Source organism: Cellulomonas pakistanensis, assembly GCF_016862755.1.
Lineage (GTDB): Bacteria > Actinomycetota > Actinomycetes > Actinomycetales > Cellulomonadaceae > Cellulomonas > Cellulomonas pakistanensis.
The window spans coordinates 33,552-57,496 of the sequence record NZ_BONO01000017.1 but is presented as its reverse complement, the minus strand read 5'-3'; the positions used below and the strand labels follow the sequence as shown (position 1 = coordinate 57,496).

The 23,945-nt window shown below is 77.0% G+C and carries 23 protein-coding genes and 1 pseudogene; 11 read left to right on the top strand and 13 right to left on the bottom strand.

Going from position 1 to position 23,945, the window contains the following annotated elements; all coding sequences use genetic code 11:
• The first annotated feature begins 113 nt into the window (after positions 1-113).
• The 3 genes from Cpa01nite_RS11960 (at position 114) to Cpa01nite_RS11950 (ending at position 2,403) form a co-directional block, all read left to right on the top strand.
• Positions 114-1,124 carry a LacI family DNA-binding transcriptional regulator gene (locus Cpa01nite_RS11960; protein ID WP_203668993.1) on the top strand — a complete coding sequence of 337 codons (1,011 nt, stop codon included), beginning with the start codon at positions 114-116 and terminating at the stop codon, positions 1,122-1,124.
• A 3-nt stretch (positions 1,125-1,127) separates the two neighbouring features.
• Positions 1,128-1,877, top strand: coding sequence for a ZIP family metal transporter (locus Cpa01nite_RS11955; protein WP_203668992.1), 750 nt, complete (start codon positions 1,128-1,130; stop codon positions 1,875-1,877).
• Between the two features lie 70 nt (positions 1,878-1,947).
• Positions 1,948-2,403 (top strand): GAF domain-containing protein, encoded by a 456-nt coding sequence (locus Cpa01nite_RS11950; protein ID WP_203668991.1) that lies wholly within the window; start codon positions 1,948-1,950, stop codon positions 2,401-2,403.
• 4 nt (positions 2,404-2,407) lie between these two features.
• Here Cpa01nite_RS11950 and Cpa01nite_RS11945 read toward each other — a convergent pair whose 3' ends face one another.
• Positions 2,408-2,638, bottom strand: coding sequence for a hypothetical protein (locus Cpa01nite_RS11945; protein ID WP_239068736.1), 231 nt, complete (start codon positions 2,636-2,638; stop codon positions 2,408-2,410).
• A 122-nt stretch (positions 2,639-2,760) separates the two neighbouring features.
• Here Cpa01nite_RS11945 and Cpa01nite_RS11940 point away from each other — a divergent pair, with 122 nt between their 5' ends.
• Positions 2,761-2,991 carry a DUF6480 family protein gene (locus Cpa01nite_RS11940; RefSeq protein ID WP_203668990.1) on the top strand — a complete coding sequence of 77 codons (231 nt, stop codon included), beginning with the start codon at positions 2,761-2,763 and terminating at the stop codon, positions 2,989-2,991.
• Between the two features lie 19 nt (positions 2,992-3,010).
• Here the strand turns inward: Cpa01nite_RS11940 and Cpa01nite_RS11935 are convergent, their stop codons facing one another.
• The gene (locus Cpa01nite_RS11935; protein ID WP_203668989.1) at positions 3,011-3,916 is read right to left on the bottom strand and encodes a DsbA family protein; all 906 of its coding nucleotides are present in this window, start codon (positions 3,914-3,916) and stop codon (positions 3,011-3,013) included.
• A 179-nt stretch (positions 3,917-4,095) separates the two neighbouring features.
• Between Cpa01nite_RS11935 and Cpa01nite_RS11930 the strand changes: the two are divergent.
• A pseudogene (locus Cpa01nite_RS11930) lies at positions 4,096-5,147 on the top strand (PQQ-dependent sugar dehydrogenase).
• A gap of 31 nt (positions 5,148-5,178) precedes the next feature.
• On the opposite strand, the gene Cpa01nite_RS11925 reads toward Cpa01nite_RS11930, so the two are convergent.
• Together Cpa01nite_RS11925 and Cpa01nite_RS11920 are read right to left on the bottom strand one after the other, a co-directional pair.
• A complete protein-coding gene (locus tag Cpa01nite_RS11925) occupies positions 5,179-6,342 on the bottom strand; it encodes a GDSL-type esterase/lipase family protein (RefSeq protein WP_203668988.1) in 1,164 nt (387 codons plus the stop codon).
• Positions 6,339-6,926 carry a TetR/AcrR family transcriptional regulator gene (locus Cpa01nite_RS11920; protein WP_203668987.1) on the bottom strand — a complete coding sequence of 196 codons (588 nt, stop codon included), beginning with the start codon at positions 6,924-6,926 and terminating at the stop codon, positions 6,339-6,341. The genes Cpa01nite_RS11925 and Cpa01nite_RS11920 overlap by 4 nt, the downstream gene beginning before the upstream one ends.
• Positions 6,927-6,997: 71 nt before the next feature.
• Between Cpa01nite_RS11920 and Cpa01nite_RS11915 the strand changes: the two genes are divergently transcribed.
• Together Cpa01nite_RS11915 and Cpa01nite_RS11910 are read left to right on the top strand one after the other, a co-directional pair.
• Positions 6,998-7,843 (top strand): HAD hydrolase family protein, encoded by an 846-nt coding sequence (locus tag Cpa01nite_RS11915; protein WP_203668986.1) that lies wholly within the window; start codon positions 6,998-7,000, stop codon positions 7,841-7,843.
• A 630-nt stretch (positions 7,844-8,473) separates the two neighbouring features.
• The gene (locus Cpa01nite_RS11910) at positions 8,474-8,611 is read left to right on the top strand and encodes a hypothetical protein (protein ID WP_203668985.1); all 138 of its coding nucleotides are present in this window, start codon (positions 8,474-8,476) and stop codon (positions 8,609-8,611) included.
• Positions 8,612-8,623: 12 nt separating this feature from the next.
• On the opposite strand, the gene Cpa01nite_RS11905 is transcribed toward Cpa01nite_RS11910, so the two are convergent.
• The gene (locus tag Cpa01nite_RS11905; RefSeq protein ID WP_203668984.1) at positions 8,624-8,893 is read right to left on the bottom strand and encodes a hypothetical protein; all 270 of its coding nucleotides are present in this window, start codon (positions 8,891-8,893) and stop codon (positions 8,624-8,626) included.
• A gap of 252 nt (positions 8,894-9,145) precedes the next feature.
• On the opposite strand from Cpa01nite_RS11905, the gene Cpa01nite_RS11900 reads away from it, so the two are divergent.
• Together Cpa01nite_RS11900 and Cpa01nite_RS11895 are read left to right on the top strand one after the other, a co-directional pair.
• Entirely contained in the window at positions 9,146-9,475 is a 330-nt protein-coding gene (locus Cpa01nite_RS11900) for a PadR family transcriptional regulator (RefSeq protein WP_239068735.1), read from the top strand.
• Complete coding sequence (locus Cpa01nite_RS11895) at positions 9,475-10,638, top strand: hypothetical protein (RefSeq protein ID WP_203668982.1); 1,164 nt, start codon at positions 9,475-9,477, stop codon at positions 10,636-10,638. The genes Cpa01nite_RS11900 and Cpa01nite_RS11895 overlap by 1 nt, the downstream gene beginning before the upstream one ends.
• 4 nt (positions 10,639-10,642) lie before the next feature.
• Here Cpa01nite_RS11895 and Cpa01nite_RS11890 read toward each other — a convergent pair whose 3' ends face one another.
• Positions 10,643-11,839 (bottom strand): acyltransferase family protein, encoded by a 1,197-nt coding sequence (locus tag Cpa01nite_RS11890; RefSeq protein WP_203668981.1) that lies wholly within the window; start codon positions 11,837-11,839, stop codon positions 10,643-10,645.
• Positions 11,840-12,117: 278 nt separating this feature from the next.
• The gene (locus tag Cpa01nite_RS11885) at positions 12,118-12,627 is read right to left on the bottom strand and encodes a GXWXG domain-containing protein (protein WP_203668980.1); all 510 of its coding nucleotides are present in this window, start codon (positions 12,625-12,627) and stop codon (positions 12,118-12,120) included.
• 237 nt (positions 12,628-12,864) lie between these two features.
• On the opposite strand from Cpa01nite_RS11885, the gene Cpa01nite_RS11880 reads away from it, so the two are divergent.
• On the top strand, positions 12,865-13,605 hold the full coding sequence (locus Cpa01nite_RS11880; protein ID WP_239068734.1) for a glycosyltransferase family A protein: 741 nt from the start codon (positions 12,865-12,867) through the stop codon (positions 13,603-13,605).
• Between the two features lie 13 nt (positions 13,606-13,618).
• Here the strand turns inward: Cpa01nite_RS11880 and Cpa01nite_RS11875 are convergent, their stop codons facing one another.
• The 4 genes from Cpa01nite_RS11875 to Cpa01nite_RS11860 form a co-directional block, all read right to left on the bottom strand.
• Positions 13,619-14,236 carry a GyrI-like domain-containing protein gene (locus Cpa01nite_RS11875; protein ID WP_203668979.1) on the bottom strand — a complete coding sequence of 206 codons (618 nt, stop codon included), beginning with the start codon at positions 14,234-14,236 and terminating at the stop codon, positions 13,619-13,621.
• A 56-nt stretch (positions 14,237-14,292) separates the two neighbouring features.
• Positions 14,293-15,558, bottom strand: a complete 1,266-nt coding sequence (locus tag Cpa01nite_RS11870; protein WP_203668978.1) for an SLC13 family permease — start codon at positions 15,556-15,558, stop codon at positions 14,293-14,295.
• A gap of 43 nt (positions 15,559-15,601) precedes the next feature.
• Entirely contained in the window at positions 15,602-16,618 is a 1,017-nt protein-coding gene (locus tag Cpa01nite_RS11865; RefSeq protein ID WP_203668977.1) for an L-lactate dehydrogenase, read from the bottom strand.
• Between the two features lie 207 nt (positions 16,619-16,825).
• Positions 16,826-20,800, bottom strand: coding sequence for an Ig-like domain-containing protein (locus Cpa01nite_RS11860; protein WP_203668976.1), 3,975 nt, complete (start codon positions 20,798-20,800; stop codon positions 16,826-16,828).
• A gap of 241 nt (positions 20,801-21,041) precedes the next feature.
• Between Cpa01nite_RS11860 and Cpa01nite_RS11855 the strand changes: the two genes are divergently transcribed.
• The gene (locus Cpa01nite_RS11855) at positions 21,042-22,136 is read left to right on the top strand and encodes an epoxide hydrolase family protein (protein WP_203668975.1); all 1,095 of its coding nucleotides are present in this window, start codon (positions 21,042-21,044) and stop codon (positions 22,134-22,136) included.
• A gap of 25 nt (positions 22,137-22,161) precedes the next feature.
• Here Cpa01nite_RS11855 and Cpa01nite_RS11850 read toward each other — a convergent pair whose 3' ends face one another.
• On the bottom strand, positions 22,162-23,385 hold the full coding sequence (locus Cpa01nite_RS11850) for an MFS transporter (protein ID WP_203668974.1): 1,224 nt from the start codon (positions 23,383-23,385) through the stop codon (positions 22,162-22,164).
• Between the two features lie 192 nt (positions 23,386-23,577).
• Positions 23,578-23,889 carry a hypothetical protein gene (locus Cpa01nite_RS11845; protein WP_203668973.1) on the bottom strand — a complete coding sequence of 104 codons (312 nt, stop codon included), beginning with the start codon at positions 23,887-23,889 and terminating at the stop codon, positions 23,578-23,580.
• Positions 23,890-23,945: the final 56 nt, after the last annotated feature.

Genomic DNA, 23,945 nt, shown 5'->3' with positions numbered 1-23,945 from the left:
TCCGAAACGGTTTTCGGTGACGCTAGCACCGGCTCTTCGCGGGCGTCAACGGGGTGACGGCGCGCGACGTTTTCGTCGTACGCTGCCGGTCGAGCACGAGGACAGGGGGACCCATGACGACCGACGCACCCGGCCGGCGGCAGGTGACGCTGCGCGACGTCGCGCAGCTGGCCGGCGTCTCGGTCGCCACGGCGTCCAAGGCGATCAACGGCAAGGCCGAGGTCAGCGCCGAGACCCGGCGCCGGGTCCTCGACGTGGCGGAGCGGCTGTCCTTCACGCCGAACGCGCTCGCGCGGGCCATGCTCGACGGCCACACCGGCACCGTCGGGCTGCTCACGCACGACCTCGAGGGCCGGTTCTCGCTGCCGATCCTCATGGGCGCGGAGGACGCGTTCGGCGCGGGGCGGTCGAGCGTGCTGCTCTGCGACTCCCGCGGCGACGCGATCCGGGAGCAGCACCACCTGTCGACGCTGCTCGGCCGCCGGGTCGACGGCCTCATCGTCGTCGGCTCGCAGACCGACGCCCGGCCGCCGCTCGGACGGGACCTGCCCGTGCCGGTCGTCTACACGTACGCCCCGTCGACCGACCCCGCCGACGCCTCCGTCGTGCCCGACAACGTGACCGCGGGCCGGATCGCCGTCGAGCACCTGCTGGCGACCGGCCGGCGCCGCATCGCGCACGTCTCGGGCGACGTCACCTACGCCGCCGCGACCGACCGGGCCGCCGGGGCCGACGCCGCCCTGGCCGAGCACGGGCTCGAGCGGGTCGGGCCGGTGCGGTACGGGTCGTGGTCCGAGGCGTGGGGGCGCTCGTCCGTGGCGGCGCTCCTGGAGCAGGACGTCGACGCGGTCGTGTGCGGCAGCGACCAGATCGCGCGCGGCGTGCTCGACGCGCTGCACGACCGCGGGGTGCGGGTCCCGGACGACGTCGCCGTGATCGGCTTCGACAACTGGGAGCCGATGATCGCGGGCTGCCGGCCGGCGCTCACCAGCATCGACATGAACTTCCAGATCATGGGGCGGCGGGCGGCCGAGCGGCTGTTCGCCTCGCAGGAGGGTCGCGACCCGGGCGGCGTCGAGACCGTGACGCCGCGCGTGATCGTGCGCGAGTCGACGGGCGGCTGACCGGTGCCGCTCTGGCTCGAGGCCGGGTCCTGGGGCCTGGTCGGCGGCGCGGCGCTGGTGCTCGGCGCGCTGGTCGCCTGGTTCGTCCGCGTCCCGCGGCAAGTCGTCGCGAGCATCATGGCGTTCGGCGCGGGCGTGCTCATCTCGGCGCTCGCGTTCGAGCTGGTCGACGAGGCCGAGCGCACCGGCGGGCTCGTGCCCACCGTGGTCGGGTTCCTCGCCGGCGCCCTGGCGTACGTCGCGGCGAACGCAGCGCTCGCCCGGCGCGGCGCCCGGCACCGGAAGCGGTCCGGCGACCAGCAGCCGTCCGAGGGCGACGCCGCCGGCAGCGGGGCGGCGATCGCGATCGGGGCGCTGCTCGACGGCATCCCGGAGTCGGTGGTCCTCGGGCTGTCGGTGCTCGGCGGGCAGGGCGTCGGCGTCGGCGTGCTGGCCGCGGTGGTCATCTCGAACGTGCCCGAGGGGCTGTCGAGCGCCGCGGGGATGAAGCGGGCCGGGCGCGGGCCGGGCTACGTGTTCGGCGTCTGGGGCGGGATCGCCGTCGCGAGCGGACTCGCCGCGCTGCTCGGCTCGCTGCTGCTGCAGGACGCGTCCGCCGGGACCCTCGCGGTGATCACCGCCGTCGCGGCCGGCGCCATCCTGGCGATGCTCGCCGACACGATGATCCCCGAGGCGTTCGAGCGCGCCCACCTGCTGACCGGGCTGATCACGGCGCTCGGGTTCCTGACCGCGTTCGCGATCGAGCGGGCGTGACCTGCCGATTCAGGACGGTGCACCCGGGTGTGAGACAGTGCGTCTCCCCCCAGCACCGGAGGAGCTCCGCATGACCGCGTCGACCGATGTGGACCCGTCCTTCTCGTCGCTCGACGCCTACGCGCGGGAGGCGGCGGCCCGGGTGGGCGTCCCGACCGAGTGCAGCATCATCGTGCGTCGGCACCACCTGCTCGAGCAGGTGGCGAGCAGCGGCGACCGCGCCGCGCGCTGCGACCAGGTCGAGGTCACCTCCGGCGAGGGTCCCTGCGTCGTGGCGATCCAGCAGCTGCGCGGCGAGCTCGTCCTCGACGTCCTCGCAGAGGAGCGGTGGCCCCGGTGGCGCACCGCCGCCGCGGAGGCCGGATTCCGCTCGACCGCGGCGCTGCCGGGCCAGGTCGACGCCGACACCACCGTGGCCCTGAACCTCTACTCCGAGGCCGTCGACCCGTGGGACCGCGAGGCGCTGGTCCGGATGGACCGGCTCGTGCAGGAGATCGCGGAGGCGCTCCGCACCGGCGGCGCCTGACCGCTCAGCCGCCCAGCCGGCTGGCGAGCATCGCCTTGGACTGCTCGGCCCCCTTCTGGCTCTCGTGCTGCGCGCGCCGGAAGAAGTCGGCGAGCTCGCCGTCCCCCGCGCGGTCCGCGTCCCGCGCGTACTGCTCCAGGCGCAGGACGTTGCTCAGGCACGCCTCGGCGAACCAGATCAGGTTGTAGTCCTTGTCCGGGGTGCCCGTGACGCCCCCGGTCTCGCTGTCCGACATGATGACCCCCTCGTCACGCGACGGTCGCGTGGGGCCCACGCTAGGCCCGGGCCTCGCGGCGGGCGAGCGCCCGTCGCCCCGCTCGGGTCGCCGCGGGCGGGCGGCGTGCCTAGCGTGGCCGCATGACGACCAGCCCCGACCCGGACCCGTCGAACACGCCCGGCCTCGAGCCCGGCGGCGGCGTGGCGCCCGGCGACACCCCGCCCGGCGAGTCCAGCACGTCCGGCGCGGCGTTCCAGGAGCCGGACCTGCCGAGCCGCAAGGCGAACTGGTTGGTGTACGCGCTGGTCGGGGTCGTGGTGGCGCTCGGCCTGCTGCTCTTCGTCGGCTACGTGGTGGGCCTGCTGGACTGAGCCGGCGCGCCCGGGCGGCTCACGCGCGCGCCGCCGCGATCGCGTCCGCCAGGCGGCCGGTCTCGTCCCAGTCCTCGACCGGCACGCCGTCCACCAGGATCGTCGGCACCCGCACCGCGCCGAGGTCGAGCGCCGCCCGGTGCGTGGCTGCGGCGACCCAGGGCGCGAGGACGCGCGACGTCGCCGTGCGCCGCTCGGTGCCGCCGTCCGCCGTGGCCACCTCGAACGGGGTCTCGGCGACCGCCGTGAACCGCTCGACCACCGCCTCCGGCACGCCCGCGGCGCGCGCCAGGTCGGCGATCTCGAGGTCCGTGAGCGCCTCGGTGTCGTCCGGGTCGGGCTGGTGCGCCATCAGCGCGTGCAGCACGTCGACGTAGTGCTCCGGCGACCCGTCGGCGACCACCGCCAGCGCGTGCACGGCGCGCGTCGAGTACGTCCCCCCGAACCGGTCGTCCAGGAACGCGAGCGGCCGGTGCACCAGCGTCACGCCGCCGTCGGCGACCAGCACCAGGAGCGCCTCGGCGTGCTGCGCGTCGAACCGCGCGCACCACGGGCAGGCCGGGTCGGCGTACACGTCGACGACCACGTCGCCCTCCCCCGCGACGCCGACCCCGGCGCTGCTCACCGGGATCCCGCCGCGGTCGTCGGCGGCCGCGGGCGCCACGACGTCCGCGAGCGCCGGGGGCAGCACGCCCTCGGCGCCGCCGCCGTACCGGACGCCGTCGCCGGCGTCGGTCGTCGGAGTCGTCGTCGGGGTCGTCGTCGCGGTGGCGGTCCCCACGGGCGGCGCGGGGTCCGGGCCGCAGGCCGCGAGGGGCGCGGCCACGAGGCAGGCGGCGAGGAGCCCGGGCAGCAGGCGCAACGTGCGGGCGAGGCGGGTGCAGGCGGGGCGCGGGCGGGCGCACCCCGCCGGGATGGTGGTCATGGGTGGCTCCCTCGGGTCCGGGCCCTCAAGACGTCGCCGTCCAGGCTCGCACGGGCTCCGGCGCCGCCGGCGGGCCCGAGGTCCCGGGCTGCCGACCGCGACCGACCCGACGACGATGGACGCACGCGCCACCCGGCGCCCACCCGGCGCCCGTCCGCGCGCGCCGTCGAGGAGGCCGCATGACCCCGCCGACCCACGCGGCCGCCCGCCTGCTCGCGACCGCCGGCCTCGGGCTCCTGCTCGCCGCCTGCACCACCGCCCCGGGCCCGGTCCCCGCGACCGCGTCCCCGGGCGCCGTCGCCACCGCCGCCGCCGCGCCGGAGGACGTCGCGACCGGGCTGGACGTCCCGTGGTCCCTGGCGTTCCTCGGCGAGACCGCGCTGGTCAGCACACGGGAGCGCGCCGAGGTGCTCGAGCTGCTGCCCGACGGCGGCACCCGCGTCGTCGGCACCGTGCCCGATGTCGCGCCGCAGGGCGAGGGCGGCCTGCTGGGCCTCGCGGTCGACGGGCGGCACCTGTACGCCTACGCGACGACCGCGGACGGCAACCGGGTCGACCGCTTCCCGCTCACCGGCGAGCCCGGCGGCCTGGACCTCGGCCCGCGCGAGCCGGTGCTGGACGGCATCCCGGCGGCGAGCAACCACGACGGGGGGCGCATCGCGTTCGGCCCGGACGGGATGCTGTACGTCGCGACCGGGGACGCCGGCTCGCTCGCGGGCAAGATCCTCCGGGTGACGCCCGACGGCGGGGTCCCGGACGACAACCCCTTCCCCGGCTCGCCGGTGTGGAGCCTGGGGCACCGGAACGTCCAGGGCCTGGCCTGGTCCGACGACGGCACGATGTACGCCACGGAGTTCGGCCAGGACACCTGGGACGAGCTCAACGTCGTCACCCCGGGCGGGAACTACGGCTGGCCGGTCGTCGAGGGCGCCGCGGGGCGCGAGGGCTACGCCGACCCCGTCCAGCAGTGGGACCCGGACGTCGCCAGCCCGAGCGGCCTCGCCCACGTCGACGGCACCCTCTACGTCGCGAACCTCGGGGCGAGGTCCTGCGGGCCGTCCCGACCGCCGACCCGGGCACGGCGCTCGACCTGTACGCGGGGACGTACGGCCGGCTGCGGGACGTGGTCGTCGCGCCGGACGGGTCGCTCCGGGTGCTCACGAACAACACCGACGGCCGCGGCACGCCGGGTGACGGCGACGACCGGGTGCTCCGCGTCCCGCTGCCGTAGCCGATCGCACCGGACGCGGGCAGCCGACCGCTCAGCGCGCCCCGGCGCTCGCGAACGCCCCACCCGCCCCGAACGCCGCCGCCGCGAACCGCTCGCCGATCAGCCGGTGCGTCGCCGCGTCCGGGTGCAGCGCGTCGGGCAGCGGGTGCGCGTCGGCGTCGCCGGGCCCGTACAGCGACAGGCCGTCGAGCAGGTGCAGGTGCGGGTCGTCGGCGCGGCGCTCGGCGACGGTCGCCAGCGCGTCCCGGACGACGCGCAGGGTCAGCCGCCCGGTCGACAGGTCGCCGCCCGCGTTCGCGGTGAACCGGACGACGCCGTCCGCGAGCGCCGCCGGGTCGAACGCGCCGGGGCCGGGCGCGTCCTCGTGGATCCCGCAGAAGATCGGCGTCATCAGCACCAGCGGCGTGTCCGGGTGCCCGTCGCGGATGGTGTCGAGGAACCCGTGCACCGCCGCGAGGAACGTCCGCAGGCGCATGCCGTCGAGGTTCACCACGTTGATGCCGAGCTTGACGCTGATGAGGTCGGCCGGGGCGTCCCGGATGACGCGCGCCGTCGCCGGGTCGACCAGCGCGCTGCCGCCGAGGCCGAGGTTCCGCAGGTCGACGCCGCCGAGCCGGGCGGCGACCGCGGGCCAGGTCCCCGTCGGCGTCGCGGCGTTGGAGCCGTGGCTGATCGAGGAGCCGTGGTGCACCCACACCGGTCGGTCGTCGGCGACGGGTCGTACCGGGGCGTCGGCGCGCAGGGCGACGAGCTCGATCGACTCCTGGTGCGGGAGCCAGAGCTCGACCACCTTCTCCCCCGCCGGCAGGCCCGCGAACGTCGCCGTGTGCGGCTCGCCGGGCTCGAGCGCGGTCGCACCCGTGGCCAGGTCGGTGACGTACGCGTCGCCGCCGGCCAGGGCGCCGCTCGCGAGCACGGCGCCGTCCACGACCAGGTCGACGGCGCCACGGGGACGGTCGACCTGGCGGTAGGCGAGGCGCGTCGGGTGCAGGACGAGGTCGACGGCGGTGGCGGTGGTCGCGAACGCCACGCGGACGCCGGACGGCTGCGCCTCCACGGCGAGCAGCTGACCGTCGGGGAGCTGGTGGCGCACCCACGCGGGCAGGCGGTGCGGCCGGAGCCCGCGCGGGGTGCGCTCGAGCTCGGCGGGGCCGCGGACGAGGGCGGCCAGGTCGGGGGTCGGGACGTCGATCATGCGGGGTCCTCGGGGTCGGGAGCGGGCCAGGCCCGCAGCAGGGCGTCGAGCGCGTCGACGGCGCGGTCCCACGAGTCCGCCGGTGCGGGCGCGCTGTGGTCGAAGCTGCCGATGCGCTCGAGCTGGACGAAGCCGTTGATGGTGCTGCCGAGCAGCCGGATGACGTGCACCCGCTGGTCGGGCGGGATCGCGTACCCGCGGAGCAGGGCGTCGGTGAGCGCGACGACGTCGACCGCGGACGGCGCGGCCACGGCGGCGGGCCCGGCCCGGCGCTGCAGGGCGGCCCACCGGCCCGGGTGCTCGCGGGCGTAGTCGCGGAACGCGTCGGCGTACCCGCGCAGGGCGTCCCGGCCCGAGCGCCCGGCCAGGCCGGTGGCGATCCGCGCGGCCACCTCCCCCATCGCGAGGGCGGTGACACCGTCGAGCAGGGCGGCGCGGTCCCGGACGTGCGCGTACAGGCTGGCGGTCTGCACCCCCAGCCGGCGGGCGACGGCGGACAGCGTGAGGGCGTCGAAGCCGGCCTCGTCGGCGAGCGCCGCGGCGTCGGCGACGACGCGGGCGGGGGTCAGTCCGGCGCGGCTCACGAGGCCAAACCTACAACCTTTAGGCCAGAACCTCCACTGCATAGGCTCCCGCCGTGCGAGAGGATGACCGGGTGACTGCTGCGTCCCCCGCGAAGTACGTGTTCCTCGACGTCGACGGCACCTACGCCCACCACGGCGACGTCCCGGCGGGCCACGAGCGGGTGGTCCGCGCGGCGCGGGCCCGCGGGCACCACGTCCTGCTGTGCACCGGGCGACCGAAGGCGATGCTGCCGGACCACATCCGCGCCGCGGGGTTCGACGGCATCGTGGCGTCCGCCGGCGGGTACGTCGAGGTCGACGGCGTCGTGCTGCGGGACCAGCGGTTCCCCGCCGACCTGGCGGCCCGGGCGATCGACGCGCTCGACCGCCACGACGCCGCGTACCTGCTGGAGGCACCGGACGCGCTCTACGGCCGCCCCGGGGTCGACCGGCGGCTGGACGAGCTGCTGGGCGGGCACTTCGGCCGCGCCGACGGCAGCACGGACGGCGCCGCCAGCCCGCTGGAGATCCTGCGGGCGCTGGAGACCCCGGACGACCTGACGGCGTGCTCGTTCGCCAAGATCACCTACTTCGGCGCCCGCGTCCCGTGGCAGGAGCTCACCGTCGAGCTCGGGGACGACCTCGGCATCCTGCCCAGCTCGATCGCCGCGATGGGGGACGCCGCCGGCGAGATCTACCTGGTCGGCGTGCACAAGGCGCTCGGCATCGAGGCCGTCACGACGCACCTCGGCGTCGCGCGGGAGGACGTCATCGCGTTCGGCGACGGGCTCAACGACCTGGAGATGCTGGAGCACGCCGGGCTGGGCGTCGCGATCGAGGGGGCCGACCCGCGGGTGCTGGCCGTCGCCGACCTCGTGGTGGCCGGGCCGCAGGTCGAGGGCCTCGTCGAGGGGTTCGCGCGCGTCGGGCTGGTCTGACCCGTCGGCGACCCCGGGGCGCGAACCCGCCGTCACGCCGTTCTCCCTCGCGGAACCGACCCCGGCGACCGCCGGGGCCCCTAGCGTCGAGGGCGTGACCGCCCGACCGCCGACCCTGCCCCCGGCGCCGGGGCAGCTCGTCCCCCGCGACACCAGGACGGCCGAGGTGCTGCGGGCGGTCCTGGTCCTCGTGCTCGCGCTCCTCGGCGTCCACGCCGCGCAGCAGCCGGAGGAGCGGTCGCTGGACGAGCTCGTCGCCGCCCTCGACGCCGGCGAGGTCGCGACCCTGACGATCGAGCGGCCGCGCGGCGAGGCGGCCGGCACGATGCGGGTGGAGTGGACCACCGACGGCCGCGGCGGCTGGACGACCTACCAGCTCGACCCGTCCGCGCCGGGCGCCCCGCTCGACGAGGGCCGGCGCGTCCTCGCGGCGGCCGAGCGATCGCCCCGCGACGTCCGGGTCACCCGGGTGGACCGGCTGACCCCGCAGTCGAGTCCGCCCTGGGTCGTCGTGCTGGCGCTCGGCGTGCTGGTGGCGATGCTCGTGCTGCTCACCGGCGGCACCTACCCGCGCCTGGCGACGCGCTGGGCCTGGTTCTGGCTGATGTCCGCCGCCTGGCCGGCCGCCGTGTGTTCCTGCTGCTGGAGCCGACGCCGCTGGTCGGCCGCTCCGAGGTGGCGCGGCCCGCGCGCGGGCTCACGGGCGGCTGGGCGTTCCTGCTCGCGGCCGCTCTCGGCCCGTCGGTGCTCGCGGCGTTCGGGTCGTGACGACCCGGCGGGTCACCAGCCCGCGACCTGGCGCAGCCCCTCGGCCGGCGTGAGCTGCACGAGCGAGAACCCGCCCGCGTCCTCGACCTCCAGGCTCACCGCGACGGAGCGGCCCCGCTGGTGCCGGGCGACCCACTCGAGCACCTCGAGCACGTCCGCCACGTCGACCAGCCGCCAGCGCTCGCCCGGCTGCCCCGCGGACGCGTGGTAGTCGACGACGTACACCGGGTGCTCCACCTGGACCCACGAGTACCGCGTGCCCACGTCCCTGACCGCCTGCATCCTCGCCAGCCCCTCTCGCGCGACCGCTTCCGGGCCGAGTCTGGCCGCACCAGGTGAACGCCGGGCGACCGCCAGGTGGGAACTCGCTGTGCGATCCGCGGTTCACCCGGGCGCCGTCGCGTCGAGTGCCCAGAAACCCGGGGACGAACCGGGACGAACCGTCCGGGTTCGTGGACAGTCGACGCCCTGCGCACTCGCTGCCACCCACCCTTGCGCTGATAGGTCGGCCGCCGATATATATCGTTCGTGGCGATGCGACTCACCGAGCAGGCGTACCTGGTGCTGCTCGCCCTCGCGGACGAACCCCGGCACGGCTACGGCGTCGTCCAGGAGGTGCGCGCGCTCTCCGGGGGCGCCGTGCGGCTCGGGGCCGGCACCCTGTACGGGATCCTCGACCGGCTCGTGTCCGCGGGCTACGCCGAGGGGTCCGGCGAGGTGGTCGTCGACGGGCGGCTGCGCCGCTACTACCGGCTGACCCCCACCGGGCACGACGCCCTGACGGCGGAGACCGCCCGCCTCGCCGCGCTGGCCCGCCGCGCCGACCGCCTGCTGGGCGGCGTCCCGCGGCCGGGGATCGCCTGATGGGCGGCGTCGACCCGGCCTTCGCGCGCTCCGTCGACCGGTGGCTGCGCGCCTACCCGCGGCGGTGGCGCGCGGCGCGCGCGGGCGAGATCACCGCGGTGCTCGCCGATCTCGCCGAGCCGGGCGCGCGGCGGCTCGACCTGCGCTCCGGGCTCGGGCTGGTCCGTGCAGGCTGGGCGACGCGGTGGCGCGAGCACCCGCCGCTGCTCGCCTATCTCGGCTACGTCCTGCTCGAGCTCCGCCTGGACCCGCGGTACCGCGACTGGGTGCGCGACGACCTCGACGGGCCCTGGTACACCGCGCGGCAGCTGCTGCGGACGTCCCCCGTGCTGGTCGTGGTCGTGGTCCTGGGCGCGCTGGACGGCAACGCGTTCCCGTCCGACGCCCTGCCCGTCTTCGCACCGACGATGCTCGGCATGATCGCCCTGTACGGGCGGCAGTGGACGACGCGCACCGTCGCGCGCCAGCTCGTCGTGCAGCCCGGCGAGGTCGTGACGCCGAGCGGCCTCATCCCGGGGCGCGTGGCGCGCCCCCGCATCGAGGCCCGGTCCTGGCTGGCCGCCGCACGGCTGGTCGCGCTCGTGACGCTCGGCGCGTGCGCGGTCGTCCTCGCGCTGGCACCCCGTCGCGTCACGGCGGTCGTCGATGTCGCCGAGGTCGGGATCACCTCCGTCCCCGTGGACCTCGCCGCCCGCGCGGGGGCGACCGGCCTGGCCGTGCTCGGCGCGGCGGTGGGGGTCGCGCTCGCCCGGCGTACCGTGCCCGCCCGGCTGCGCGCGTGGCAGCCGATGGCCCAGCCCTACCGCTGGCTGGTGCCGCTCGGGCCGGTCGGCCGGACCCGTCTGGCGGCGCTCGTGGCCTGCTGCGCGCTGCTCGCGGCCGCGCAGCCGTCGCTCGCCGCCGCGCTCGCCGGCCCGGTCGCCGCGGTCGCCGCCGCCGCGCTCCCGGTGCTGGCCGCCGCACGCCGGGCGCTCGGGACGGGTGGGACCGCGGCGCTGGCCGGCATCGACCTCGTCCGCGCGCTCCGCGAGCAGGGCGACCGCGGCGACGCACCGGTCGACGGGCACCTGCCCGCCGCGAGCTGGCTGCCGGTCGGCGCGGTCGTGCCGCGGCCCGGGGATCCGGTCCCGACCGCGGGCACCGACCTCGCGGGACGGGGTTGACCGGTCAGCCGACCGGCGCCCCGCGCCGGGACAGCCGCGCCCCCACCGCGCGCGCCAGCCGGTGCGACGGTCGCTCGACCGCGCGGAAGAACCCCTCGGCGAGCAGCAGGGACGCCGGCACCGTCAGCAGGAGCACCGCGGGCGTCGTCCACCCGGTCAGGTAGCCGACCGCCACGACGACCGGCTCGTGCACGAGGTACAGGCTGAACGACCGGCTCCCGAGCCAGCGCACCGCGGGGTGCCGCAGCGGCCGACCGAGCGGGCCGAGCGCGGCGGCGACCAGCAGGCCCGCGCCCGCGGCCTGCAGCACCCGGGTGAGCGCGACCACGCCACCGGGCAGGTCGGCGCGCAGCCCGCCGAGGTCGAGCAGCCAGTAGCTCGTGGTCAGCAGGACCGCCGCGAGCAGGACGGCGGCCCAGGCCGGTGCGCCCCACCGCGCCGCGACCGCACCGACCCGGTCGCGGCCGACCGCGAGCACGCAGCCGAGCGCGAACAGCGGCAGCTGGTAGAGCGCGCCGAGCGCGTACGGCGCCTCGACGGGCCCGGCGACCGCGCCGAGCCACGCGGTGGCCGCGAGCGCCCCGAGGACCAGCGGCGCCCAGTGCCGGAGCCGCGTCGCGGCGAGCACGAACACGGGCAGCAGCAGGGAGAACAGCACCTCCCAGCGCAGGGACCACAGCGCCGTCATCGTCGACCCCGCCGGGCCGACGAGCAGCAGCAGGTCGCCGAGCACCCCCGCCCGGCCGAGGTCGCCGTGGTAGGTCAACCAGGGGCTGAGCCCCGCGGTGTCGCCGGTCGGCACCGCGAGCCGCAGCGCGACGGCCAGGACCACCGCCGCCCACACCGGCACGTAGAGCCGGAGCAGCCGCTGCGGGTAGTAGGCGCCCCACCGGTGGCCCTCGCGCGTCGCGGCCACCGTGAGCACGAACCCGCTGAGCACGAAGAACACCTGCACGGCGACCTCGCCGTCCCAGAGCAGGTGCAGCGGCGTCGCGGACACGGCCTGCACGAGCGCGCTGCGGGGGGCGGACGGGTCGCCGTGGGCGGCCATCAGCGCGGGCGTGAGCAGCAGCGAGTGGTGCACCAGCACGACCAGGGCGGCGACGCCGCGCAACCCGTCGAGGGCCGGCAGGCGCCCGCCGCCCGCGGCCCCGGGAGCGGGGGCGGGCGCGCGCGACCCGGTGGTCGTGGGGACGGTCATGGCACCTCCGCGTCGAGGGCCGGTGCGGGCGCCGGGGCCGGCGACCGGCCGCGCGGCCTGCCGCTCCGTTCTAGCCGCTCCCAGACCCCCGCGTGTCCGGTTTGCGGGCATTTCGCCCGTTCGCCGCACTACGCCCCTCCGTTGAGTGGAGCGTCCTGCCCGACACGCCGGGGCGTGTTCGGCAGGACGCTCCACTCCAGCCCACCCCGGGGGCACCCAGCCTCCGGGAGCCGCTCGAGCCCGTCCGCGGCAGCGCCGCGGGTCCGAGCCCGGCCGGGTCAGCCCTGGACGCGGGACAGGCGGAACAGGAACGGCCGCGCCATCCCCCGCGCGTCCATGGCACCGAGCACCGAGCCGTCGCCGACCGCGCGGAACGCGTCGACGACCGGCAGGTCGTCGTAGACCAGCGCGGCGGACACCACCCCGCGGTACCGGACCTCGCGCAGCCGCGCCCGCGGCCGCCGGGTCGACGCGAGCGGCCGGGCGACCGCGAACGCCGCCGCAGCAGGACCGGTGCGCAGGAGCGGACCGGCCCGGAGCACGAGCCCGAGCGGCACCAGCCCCGGGTGCACGGCCACGAGCCCGCGGCGGCCGCGGAACACGAGCGGGTGCACGCGCTCGTCGTCGTCGAACCGCTTGCCGAACCAGCCGAGCCGCTCCAGCACCCCGTCGAGCGGGTGCCCGGTCGGCACGCCGGTCCCGCGCCACAGCCCCCGCAGGTCGGCGGGCGGCACCGGCGGCAGCGCGTCGAACCGGTCGAGGGCGGGGTGGGCCGTCGGCGTGGTCACACGCCCAGCCTGCCCGGCGGCCGCGCGCGCGGCCCGCCGGGCGAGGTGGTGCGGCGTCTGGCCGGGGTCTCCTCCCTGCCCTTCTCGGGCCCCCTCGCGAGAACCCGACCCGTGCCAGCCCTCACCGACAGGTCGGCCGCTGGCCCAGCGTAGGCGAGCGCCCGCGCGTCCGGCTTGCCTCCGGGCGCCGCGCGTGCGGGGATGGGGCGTGCTCGCTGACCCGACAGGCGCCCGCCGGTGACCGGCCGCCCGCCGCTGCGCATCTCCGTGGTCGTCCCCGCGCGGGACGAGGAGGAGCGCCTGCCCCGCTGCCTCGCCTCGCTCGCGGCGCAGACCCGCCTGCCGGACGAGGTCGTCGTCGTGGACAACGCGAGCGGCGACAGCACGGCCCGGATCGCCGCCGCGGCGGGGGCGCGCGTCCTGCACGAGCCGGAGCTCGGCATCTGGCCCGCCGCTGCGGCCGGCTACGACGCCGCGACCGGCGACGTGATCGCGCGGGTGGACGCCGACACGGTGCTGCCGCCCGGCTGGCTCGCGCGGGTCGAGGCGCTGCTCGCCGACGACCCCGGCGCCGCGGCTGTCACGGGCCCGGGGCGGTTCCGGCTGGGCCCGGTCGGCACCTGGCTGGCGCACGTGCTGTACATGCGGCCGTACTTCGCGCTGGCCGGCCTTGCCCTCGGCGGGCCGCCGGTGTTCGGGTCGGCCTGCGCCGTCCGGGCCTCGGCGTGGCGCGCAGCGCGCCGGGACGTGCACCGCGACGACGACGTGCACGACGACCTCGACCTGAGCTTCCACCTGCCGCCCGGCTCCGTCCGGTACGACGCCGGGCTCGCGGTGTCGATCTCCGCGCGGCCGCTGCGCTCGCCGGGCGGGATGGTGCGGCGCCTCGCGCGCGGCTGGCGGTCGGTGGTGCTGCACTGGCCCGAGCAGGCGCCGTGGCGGGCGCGCGGCCGGCTCCCCGGCACCCGCCGCCCCTGAGCGCCGGCCCCGGTCAGCCGACCGCCCGCACCGGCTGCCGCAGCACGGTGCGCAGCCGCTCCGGCGCGACCCGCCGGGGGTCGCCCAGGTAGATCTCGTGGTGCGGCCCGTTCCACGTCAGCCCGCGGGCCGGCATCACCTCGTGGTGGAGCCGGGCGAGCGTCGGCGCCTCGGCGTCGTACGGCCCCACGTGCAGGATCTGCAGCGACCGGCCCTCGTCGAGCGCGAGCGGCCGCACCCGGTCGACCGGCACGTCCGGCTTCCGCTCCACCGCCGCGGCAAGCCCCGCCGCGACGTCCTCCGCGGTGACGGCGGCCGGCAGCGGGATCAGCATCGTCCAGTCCCAGTCGTCCTTGCGCCCCGTCGCGAACGCGGCCGGGTCGGCGCTCGACCACAGCCCCTCGAGCGGCCCGACGACGAACGCCTCCCCCGTGCGCGCCGTGAGCGCCGCCCGGACCGCGTACCCGGCGGTGTAGAGCGCCGACACGGCCTCGGCGTAGTCCGGCGAGGTGTTCGGGTCGCCGTGCCCGTCGGCCGCGAGGTAGTCGGCGGGCGGCACGACGACCTCGTCGACGTCCCGGGCGCTCGCGCGGTACAGGGCGGCGCGCTCGCGCCGGATGTCGATCGCCATGCGGGTCTCCCGTCCGCCGTCCTCGGCCCCGGGCCATCATGGCGCGCCGGCTCGCCTCAGCGTGGGGCCAGGGGCCAGACGACCGGGACCAGGGCGACCACGACCAGGAGCCACGCCCCGGTGGTGACCAGCCCGAGCCGCCAGTAGTCGCCGAACCGGTACCCGCCGGCGTCCCGCACGATCATGTTGGCCGGCGTGGCGATCGGGGTCAGGAACGACGCGGCCCCGGCCGCGGCGACGAGCATGAGGACCGGCTCCGCGGCGATCCCGACCGCCTCGGCGGCGGACAGCGCGATCGGCGTGACCACCAGGACGGTCGCGGCGTTCGAGACGAACTGCCCGAGCGCCACCGTCAGCAGGAACAGCGCGACCAGGAGGAGGCGCCCCTCGCCCTCCGGCACCACCCCGACGACCGCGTCGGCGAGCAGGTCCGCGGCACCGGACTCCGCGATCGCGACGGACAGCGGGATCAGCCCGCCGATCAGCACGAGGGTGCCCCAGGGGATCGCGCGCAGCGCGTGCGGCGCCGTGGTGGCGCCGGTGAGCACCATCGCGGTCGCGCCGAGCAGGCCGGCGGTCGCGGCGGTCACCGCGCCGGAGGCGAGCAGGGCGATGGTGGCGACGAGCACGCCGAGCGCCCAGGCCGCCCGCGCGCCGAGCCGGTCCGGGACGGTGCGCACCGCGGGCGGGTGGTCGTCCGGGGCGGCGGCGGGGCGGTCGGGCAGCAGGCGGTCGCCCAGCAGCACCGCCACGGCGGCCGTGACGAGCACCAGCGGCACGCCGAGCGCGGCGAACTCGAAGAACCCGAACGTCCGCCCGGTCGCCTCCTGCAGCGCGTCGGCGACGATGACGTTCACCGGGCTGCCGCTGAGCGTGAGCAGGGCGCCCGCGCTGGCCGCCGAGGCGAGCGGGATCGCGAGCCGGGAGGCGGCCAGCCCGGCCCGCCGGGCCACCAGCACGAGCACCGGCAGACCGGCGGCGGCCGCGCCGTTGGGCGTGACCAGCGCGGCGAGGACGGCCCCGAGGCCCATCAGCCCGACCAGCACCCGCGTGCGGCCGACGCCGGCGTGGGCCAGCAGCTGCCGCCCGGCCCACGCGGTGACCCCGGACGCCTCGAGCCCGTCGCTGAGCACGAACAGGCTCGCGATGAACACGACCACCGGGTCGCCGAACCCCGCCAGCGCCTGCTGCTCGGTCAGCACCCCCGTCGCGGCGAGCGCCAGGGTCGTCAGCACGGCGACGACCGCCGCCGGGAGCCGGTTCCACACGAACAGCGCGACGGCCGCCCCGAGGACGATCAGGCTGAGGGTGGCGTCGGGCACCGCGCGGCTCCGGGTCGGTGGCCGGGGGCCGCGGGTCCGGCCGTCACGGGCCCGTCTGCCGCGCGATGTCCCGCAGGGTGTCCGCCGAACGGCGCAGCGCAGCGAGCTCGTCGTCCGACATCGGGGTCGGCAGCAGCGGCCCCGCGCCGTCGTGCGAGACGACCGTGGGCACCGAGAGGCACACGTCGCCGATGCCGCGGAAGTCCTCGACCAGCGTGGACACCGGCATGACGCGGTGCTCGTCGTCGACGATCGCCTCGACGACGCGGGACCCCGCCAGGCCGATCGCGTAGTTCGTGGCGCCCTTGCCGGCGATGATCTCGTAGGCGGCGTGCACGACGTCGTGCGCGATCGCGTCGCGCCGCGCGGCGGTGAGCGGCTCGCGGCCGTCCAGCGGCTCGAGGTCCAGCAGGGGCACGCCGCCGACGGTCGCCGAGGACCACAGCGGGACGGCGGTGTCCCCGTGCTCCCCGACGACGTAGGCGTGCACGTTCTGCACCGCGACGCCGACGTGCTGGGCGACCAGGAGCCGGAACCGCGACGAGTCCAGCACGGTGCCGGACCCGATCACCTGGGCGCGCGGCAGCCCCGAGCACTGCAGCGCGGCGTACGTGACCACGTCGACCGGGTTCGTGACCATGAGGTAGACGGCGTCCGGCGCGATCGCCGCGAGCCGCGGCATGAGCGTCCGCACCAGGCCGACGGTGCGGCCGGCGAGGTCGATCCGGGACTGGCCCGGCTGCTGCTTGGCGCCGGCGGTCACGACCACCACGTCCGCACCCGCGCACGCGGCCAGGTCGTCGGTGCCCACCACGTGCGCCATCGGCAGGAACTGGATCCCGTGCGCGAGGTCCAGCGCCTGGGCGCGCACCTTCGCGGTGTCGATGTCGTGCAGCACGACCTCACGGGCAGCACCGCGGGTCAGCACCGCGTAGGCGAGCGTCGCGCCCACCGCCCCGGCCCCGATCACCGCGACCTTCGCGGTCGGCCGCGCCGCCGACCCCCGCGCGCTCGGGACCGCCTCGCCGCCCTGGACCGTCCCCGCCTGCTCGTCCGCCATCACGACCCCCTCGCCGCGTCGGTGCCGCCGGCCGGCGCCGGCGGGACCAGGCTAGGGGCGGGCCCGCTCCGACGCGCCCCGTCCGGGCCAGGCGGTCGCGGACCCCGGGTCGGGGCCCTGCTCCCAGGCCCTCGCCCCGTGCCCGCACGGCCGACGGCCCGGCACCCCCTCGCGGGGGCACCGGGCCGTCGTGCGTCCTTCGGGCGATCAGGCCCGGCGCCGCCGCGCCGTCAGCACGAGCGCCGCACCGCCCGCCAGCAGCAGCGCACCGAGCCCCGCGACGCCGGCGACCTGCGAGCCGGTGACCGCGAGGCCCGCCGGGGCATCGGGCGCCAGGACCTCGAGCTCGGCCGCGAGCACCTCGCTCACCACGCCGTCCGCGTCCGTCACCGTGTAGGTGACGCGCACCGTGCCGGCGAAGCCCGCCGCCGCCACGAACGTGAGCCGGCCGGTGGCCGGGTCGATCGTGAGCGTGCCCTGCTCCGGCGTCGGGCCGTCCACGACGGCCCAGGTGAACGGGCCGGTGCCGACCGGCGCCGGCAGCTGCACCTGCGTCGTGCCGCCGGCGGCGACCGTCGTCCGCGGCCCGCCCGTCGCGACGGTCGGCCGGACGTCGATGCGGACCACCTGCGCGGCGCTCGCCACGCCGTCCGCGTCGAGGACCCGGTAGCGCAGCGACACCTTGCCGCTGTACCCGGGCGCCGGCACGAAGGTCAGCACGCCGGTCGTCGGGTCGAGGGTCACCGTGCCCTGGTCGGGCGTCGGGCCGCCGAGCACCTCGAAGGTGAACGGGCCGGTGCCCACCGGGGTCGGCAGGGTGATCGTCGTGGGCGTGCCCGCCGGGGTCGTCGCCGGCCGCGCGGGCGAGCCCGGGGACCGGTCGTCGACCGGCGTGGCCAGCGGCGCGATCGCGAAGGTCACCGTGCCGGGGTCGGCGGTGGCGCCGTTGGCGTCGGTCGCCGTGTAGACGACGTCCACCTCGCCGCTGAACCCGGGGGCCGGCACGAACGTCACGACGCCGGTGTCCGGGTCGATCGTCGCGGTGCCCTGCTCCGGGGTCGGGCCGGTGAGGATGGCGAACCGGAACGGGCCGGTGCCCGCCGGGTCCGGCGTCGGGCCGGTGACGGGGCCGCCGGTGGTGCCCGGCTGCCGGGCGGTGCCGCCGGTGCCCTCGTCGGGCGCGACCGGGTCGACCGTGACGGCCAGGACCGCCACGTCCGAGACCAGGCCGGCCGCGTCGGTCACGGTGTACCGGACCTCGAGCGGGCCCGAGTAGCGGCGCGCCGCCGTGACCGTCGCGACGCCGTCGGCGACCTGCACGGAGCCGGCCTGCGCGGGCCCGGCCGAGACCAGGGTCCACGCGAACGGGCCGGTGCCGGTCGGCGTCGGCAGCGTGACGCCGGCGGTGGCGCCGGACGCGACGTGCGCGGCCGCGCCGTCGACCGCCGGGCGCACGCGCAGCTCGGCCCGGACCGGGGCGCTCGTGAGCCCCGAGGCGTCCGTGACCACGTACTCGGCGACCAGGACGCCGGAGACGCCCGGGGCCGGCGTGATCGCCACGCCGGTGCCGTCCTCGTCGACCGTCGCGGTGCCGAGCGCCGGCGCGAGGCCGGAGGCGATCGCCAGCGTGAACGGCCCGGTGCCGGTCGGCGCGGCCGGGGTGAGGACGGTGGCGGCCGGGGTGGCCGAGGCGGTGGCCTCGCCGTCCACGGTCGCCGCGACCGGGTCGACCACGAAGGTGACGATCCGCTCGACGGTGTCCTGGCCGTCCGCGTCGTGGCCCACGAGGGTGACGTCGAACGTGCCGCTGCGGCCCTGCGGGTCGAGCGTGACGGCGCCGTCGGCGGCGACGAAGACCGCGGTGCCGGCCGGCTGCGACGCGTCGAACCCGACGACGCCGTGGGTGGCCGGCGCGGCCGAGGTGGCCGGGGCGTCGGCGGTGCCGTCGACGGCCGGGACCGAGCCGAGGTACGGTCGGATCGCGACGTCGACCGTGGCCTCGTCGCTGGTGCCGCCGCCGTCGGTGACGGTGTAGCGGACCGGGTACGTCCCGCTGACGCCGGTCGAGGCGACGACCGACAGCGCGCCGTCCTCGGTCAGCGTGGCCTGCGCGCCGTCCAGGTCGCCGTCGCCGACGAGTGCGTAGGTGAACGGGCCGGTGCCGTCGCCGACCGGGAGCTGCGTCGTGGCGGTCGCCGCGCCGTCCGCGTCCAGGATCGCCTCGACGGAGTCGTCGCCCGCGACCGGGCGGACGGTGACGTCGACGGTCGCGACCGCGCTCAGCACGCCGGTCGCGTCCGCGACGCGGTAGGTGATCGTGGTCAGGCCGCTCGCGCCCGGGGCGGGCACGGCGGTGACGACGGGCCGGCCGCCGGACATGACGACCGTGGCGTCCGCGAGCACGCCGCCGAACGCGAGCACCGTCGCCGTGAACGGGCCGGTGCCGGTCGGCGCGCCGAGCGTCGCGGTGCCGGTGACGCCGGCGGTCGTCTCGAGCTCGCCGCCGGGGGTGGTCGGGGCGACGCGCAGGGTGACGTCCGCGGTGTTGCTCACGCCGCCCGCCGCGTCGGTGACCCGGTAGGTGGAGCGGATCGTGCCGCTCGCGCCGGCGACCGGCCGCACGACGAGCCGGCCGTCGACCACGGAGGTGCTGCCGACGCCCGGCGTCGTGTTGCCGACGACCTCGACCGTGAACGGCCCGGTGCCGACGATCGTCGGGTCGATCGTCACGTCCGCCGGCGTGGCCGAGGCGACGACGTCGGCGGCGGAGACCGCGGCGACGCGGGGGTTCCACCGGAGCTCGAGCGCCGCGGTGTTGTTCGCCAGCAGGGTGGCGTCGTCGTTCACGCTGGACAGCGTCGCGGAGAGGGTCGACGTGCCGCTCGAGCCGGCGGACGTCCGCAGGATCGGCGCGGTCACCGCGGGCAGTGCCGTCGCCGGGTCGACCGCGGTCGCCGAGATCCGCGTGCAGGACAGCTGCGACTGGGTGCTCGCGGAGCAGTCCCAGCCGGCGCCGGCCGGGGTGCCGAAGCGCGTGCCCGCGGGGGCGGTCGACTGCAGGACGACCGGCTCGTTCGCCGGGACCGGGCCCGACGCGGCGTCGGTGCGGGCGGTCAGCGTGACCGACGCGGTGTCGTCGCTCGACACCGGGGTCGCGGTCGCGGCCAGCGCCAGGTCCGACCGGATCGGGTTGACCGACTCGACGCGGAGGAAGTTGATCTCGTGGAAGTCGTTCTGGCCGCCGGTCGAGGCGCCCCAGCCGAACTTGAAGGTGGGCGTGGTGGCGAGCTTGGCGGGCTGCGGGACCGACGTGACCTCGCGGTCGCCCAGGTAGATGGTGACGCGCGGCGACGGGTTGCTCGGCGGGTCGACGACGATGCGCACCGGGACCGGCGTCGGCCGGGCGCTGCCGTTGCGCGTGGCGAGCTCGGCGGCCGGGGCCACCGGACCGAGGAGGCAGTAGCCGGTCTTCCCGTTGCCCGGTCCGCGCACGGCGACGGTGTTCTTCTGCAGCTGCGTGTTGCGGTAGGTCGTGCCGCAGGTGGCGACGTCGTTGGTCTCGACGGTGTAGTTGCCGTAGACGTCGAGGCCGATGCCGAGCAGGGCGTTCGCGACGCCATCGGAACCGGTCGCCTGGTGGTGGTAGCCGAGCGACCCGCCGAAGGCGCCGGCCCGGTCGAGCGTGTACGCGCCGTCCGTGAGGAAGAACGTGATGCCGTCGGCCAGCGTCCCGCCGTACTGGTACTCGTTGAACGTGATGTCCAGGCCGGCCTTGGTCGGGAGGGCCTTGTCGTACAGCAGGAAGCCGGACTGGTTGTTGACGTTCGCGGTCAGCCGCAGCGCGCCGGCGCCGTTCGCGTCGGCGGTGCCACCGCAGCCCGGGATCGGCCGGCTGCCGGCGTTCGACCCGGCCGTGAGGCACGGCGTGAAGTTCGTGCCGCCGACGACGTAGCTGGACGCGACGGTGGTGGCCGACATGAAGTCGTCCTGGAGCAGCACGGTGCCGGTGCCTGCGGCCTCGGCGACCGACGGGCGGCCCACGCCGAGGGCCGACACGGCGACGGTGGCCACGGCGAGCACCAGGGCCAGGACCTGCCAGCGGCGGTCCGGGGCGCCGCGGTGGCGGGCGGCGCGAGGGGCGGCGGGGGCGAGCCGGTGCCGCTGCGGGGGGAGGAAGCGCATCGCTGTCCTTGCGTCGATGGAGGGAGCAGGGGCGTTCCTCACCCGTGCGGACGTGTCATCGGGTGACGGGGTGCCGGGGTTGACCACTCCTGAGGGTGATCGCGGGCACCTCAGGTGGTAGCACCCAGGCACGCGTGGTAGGCGGACGGAGCATGCAGCCCGGCCGCGGCCGGGCCGGTGTCGGACCCCGGTGCCAGGGTGGTGACGGCTCACCGAACGGCTCGTCCCCGAGAGGACCTCGATGCGCGCGAACGCCTTCGTCCGGGTCGACCCGGACCGGCTCCAGGACCTGTCCGACCGGCTGGCGCGCACGCGGCTGGTCGGTACCGGGGCGCTCGACCGCCCGGCGGGCGTGGACCCCGCCCTGCTCGCCGACCTGCTCGAGCACTGGCGGGCGCGGTTCGACTGGCGCGCCCAGGAGGACCGCATCGCCGCGTACCCCTGGGTCGAGACCGAGGCCGCGCCCGTCCCGGTGCGCGCGATCGTGCGCCGGGCGGACCCGGACACGCCGGTCGTCCTCCTCCTGCACGGCTGGCCCGACTCGGTGCTGCGGTTCGAGCGCGTCCTCGACCTCCTCGACGACGTGACCGTCGTGGTCCCCGCGCTGCCCGGCTTCCCGTTCGCGGCGCCGATCCCCGCCGGCGGCCTGTCGTCGACGGGCATGGCCGACGCCGTCGCCGCGGCTATGCGGGAGCTCGGGTTCCCGCGGTACGTGGTGTCCGCGGGCGACGTGGGCTGCGACGTGGCCGAAGCCCTCGCGGCCCGGGACCCGGAGGCCGTGACCGCGCTGCACCTCACGGACGTCTCGCAGTACCACTTCCTCGCCGGCCTCCCCGAGGACCTCGACGACGAGGAGCGCGCCTACGTCGCCCGCGGGCACCGCTGGCAGGCGGAGGAGGGCGGCTACATGCACGAGCAGGCGACCCGGCCGGGCACGCTCGCCGTCGGGCTGGGCGACTCCCCCGCGGGCCTCGCGGCCTGGATCGTCGAGAAGCTCGTGCGCTGGACCGACTCGGACGGCGACCTGTCCCGCGCCTTCACGGCCGACGAGGCGCTGACCTGGGTGAGCGCCTACTGGCTGACCGGCACGATCGGCACCTCGTTCACCCCGTACGCCGCGGGCGGCGCCGAGGACTGGCCCCGGATCGACGCGCCGACGGTGTTCACGGTGTTCGCCCGGGACCTGGTCAACGCGCCGCGGCGGTTCGCCGAGCGGTTCTTCGCGGTGGCCGACTGGCGGGAGCACGCCGAGGGCGGGCACTTCGCGGCCTGGGAGCGGCCGGCCGAGTACGCGTGGGGCGTGCGGCGCGCCCTGGAGGTGCGGCGGGGCCGCTGAGGCGCGGCGCCCAGGTCACGCGACGTCAGACCGCGGCGGCCCCGGCCTCGCTCGGCACCCGGCGCGCGACGAGCCGGTTCAGCCGCTCGGACATGACCAGGCCGAGCGCGACGAGCACGGCGGCGAACAGCGGGAAGATCCACGTGCCCGCCCAGGCCGACAGCAGCCCGAACAGGGGCGGGGCGAGCGTCGAGCCCGTGTACGCCGCCGCCATCTGGATGCCGATGATCGCCTGCGAGCTGCTCCGGCCGAAGTTGACGGGCGTCGAGTGGATGATCGCCGGGTAGATCGGCGCGCAGCCGAGCCCGGCCACGACGAGGCCGGCGAGCGCGAGCACGTCGGTCCCGACCGGGAGCGCGATGAGCACGACGCCCACCGCGACGGTCGCGAAGCCGCCGCGGATCAGCAGCGTGTCACCGATGCGGTCGGCGACGAACCCGGCCAGGAACCGCCCGCCGGTGATGCCCAGCAGGAACAGGGAGCCGAACGCCGCCGCGGTGGCGGTGTCGACGCCGCGGTCGGTGACGAGGTACGTCGAGGCCCAGAGGATCGCGGTGCTCTCGAGCGCGCAGTACGCGAAGAAGGCCGTGAGGATCAGCAGCACGCCCGGGATGCGCAGCGCCCGCGCGAGCGGGACGTGCGTCCTGCCGGTCGACGGGTCGTCGGCGCCGCCCTCGGTGGGCTCCACGGCGCGGACGGGGTTGACCCGGCCCCAGAGCGGCAGGCTCACGAGCAGCACGACCGTCAGGGCGATCTGGATCCCGCCGACGATCCCGTAGGCACCCGACCACCCCAGCCGGGTGCCGAGGGCGTAGCTCATGATGAACGGGCTGATCGACGCGCCCACGCCCCAGAAGCTGTGCAGCCAGTTCATGTGGCGGGCGGCGTAGTGCAGGGCGACGTAGTTGTTGAGGGCCGCGTCGACCGCGCCCGCCCCGAGGCCGTACGGGATCGCCCACAGGCAGAGCAGCCAGAAGGACCCGGACAGCGAGAAGCCGACGAGCGCGGCCGCCGTCATCCCGACGCTGACGGCGGTGACCAGCCCGGCCCCGAACCGGCGGGTGAGGCGGTCGGACGCGAGGCTGGAGACGATCGTCCCGACCGAGATGATCATCGTCAGGATCCCGGCGAAGGCCAGCGGGACACCGAGGTCCTCGTGCATCACGGGCCACCCGGACCCGACCAGGGAGTCGGGCAGCCCGAGGCTGATGAAGGCGACGTAGACGATCGTCAGGAGGAGCGAGTACACGGCCTGCTGCGCCGCCTTTCCGCGGTTCGGACGTCCCTGGGGCCCCGCCGGCGGGCGTCCGCAGCGTTGCCGGGAGATCCTACCGACCGGTCGGGGTCGGCCGCGGTCGACCGTGCGCCTGCCGACCGCTCCGGCACGGCAGAGCGCCGCGGACCGGTCCCGGCCCGCGGCGCTCCGTGCCCGCCAGGACCCTCACCGCACGGCCCCCGGCGTCCGCGCGCGCTCGGCCCTCCGGCGCTCGAGGGCGAAGGCCAGGAGCACGACCGTCACGGCGACGACGTAGAGCGCCGCGCACCGGAGCAGCGCGACGTCTGCCGAGCGGCCGCGCCGAGCCAACGGCGCGACGGCAGCGGCCACGGCACCGCACAGCACGCCGACCACCGCGCCGGAGACCACCACGACCGGCACGGAGAAGAGGAGGTAGCCGAGGCTCTCGGGGTAGTACAGGGCGCCCAGTCCTGCGACCGTCAGGTACCGGACCAGGAGCACGACCGGCCCCCACACCGCGCCCCAGCCGATCAGTCTGCTGGATGTCCAGGGGCCCGTGTTCCCGAGTGCGT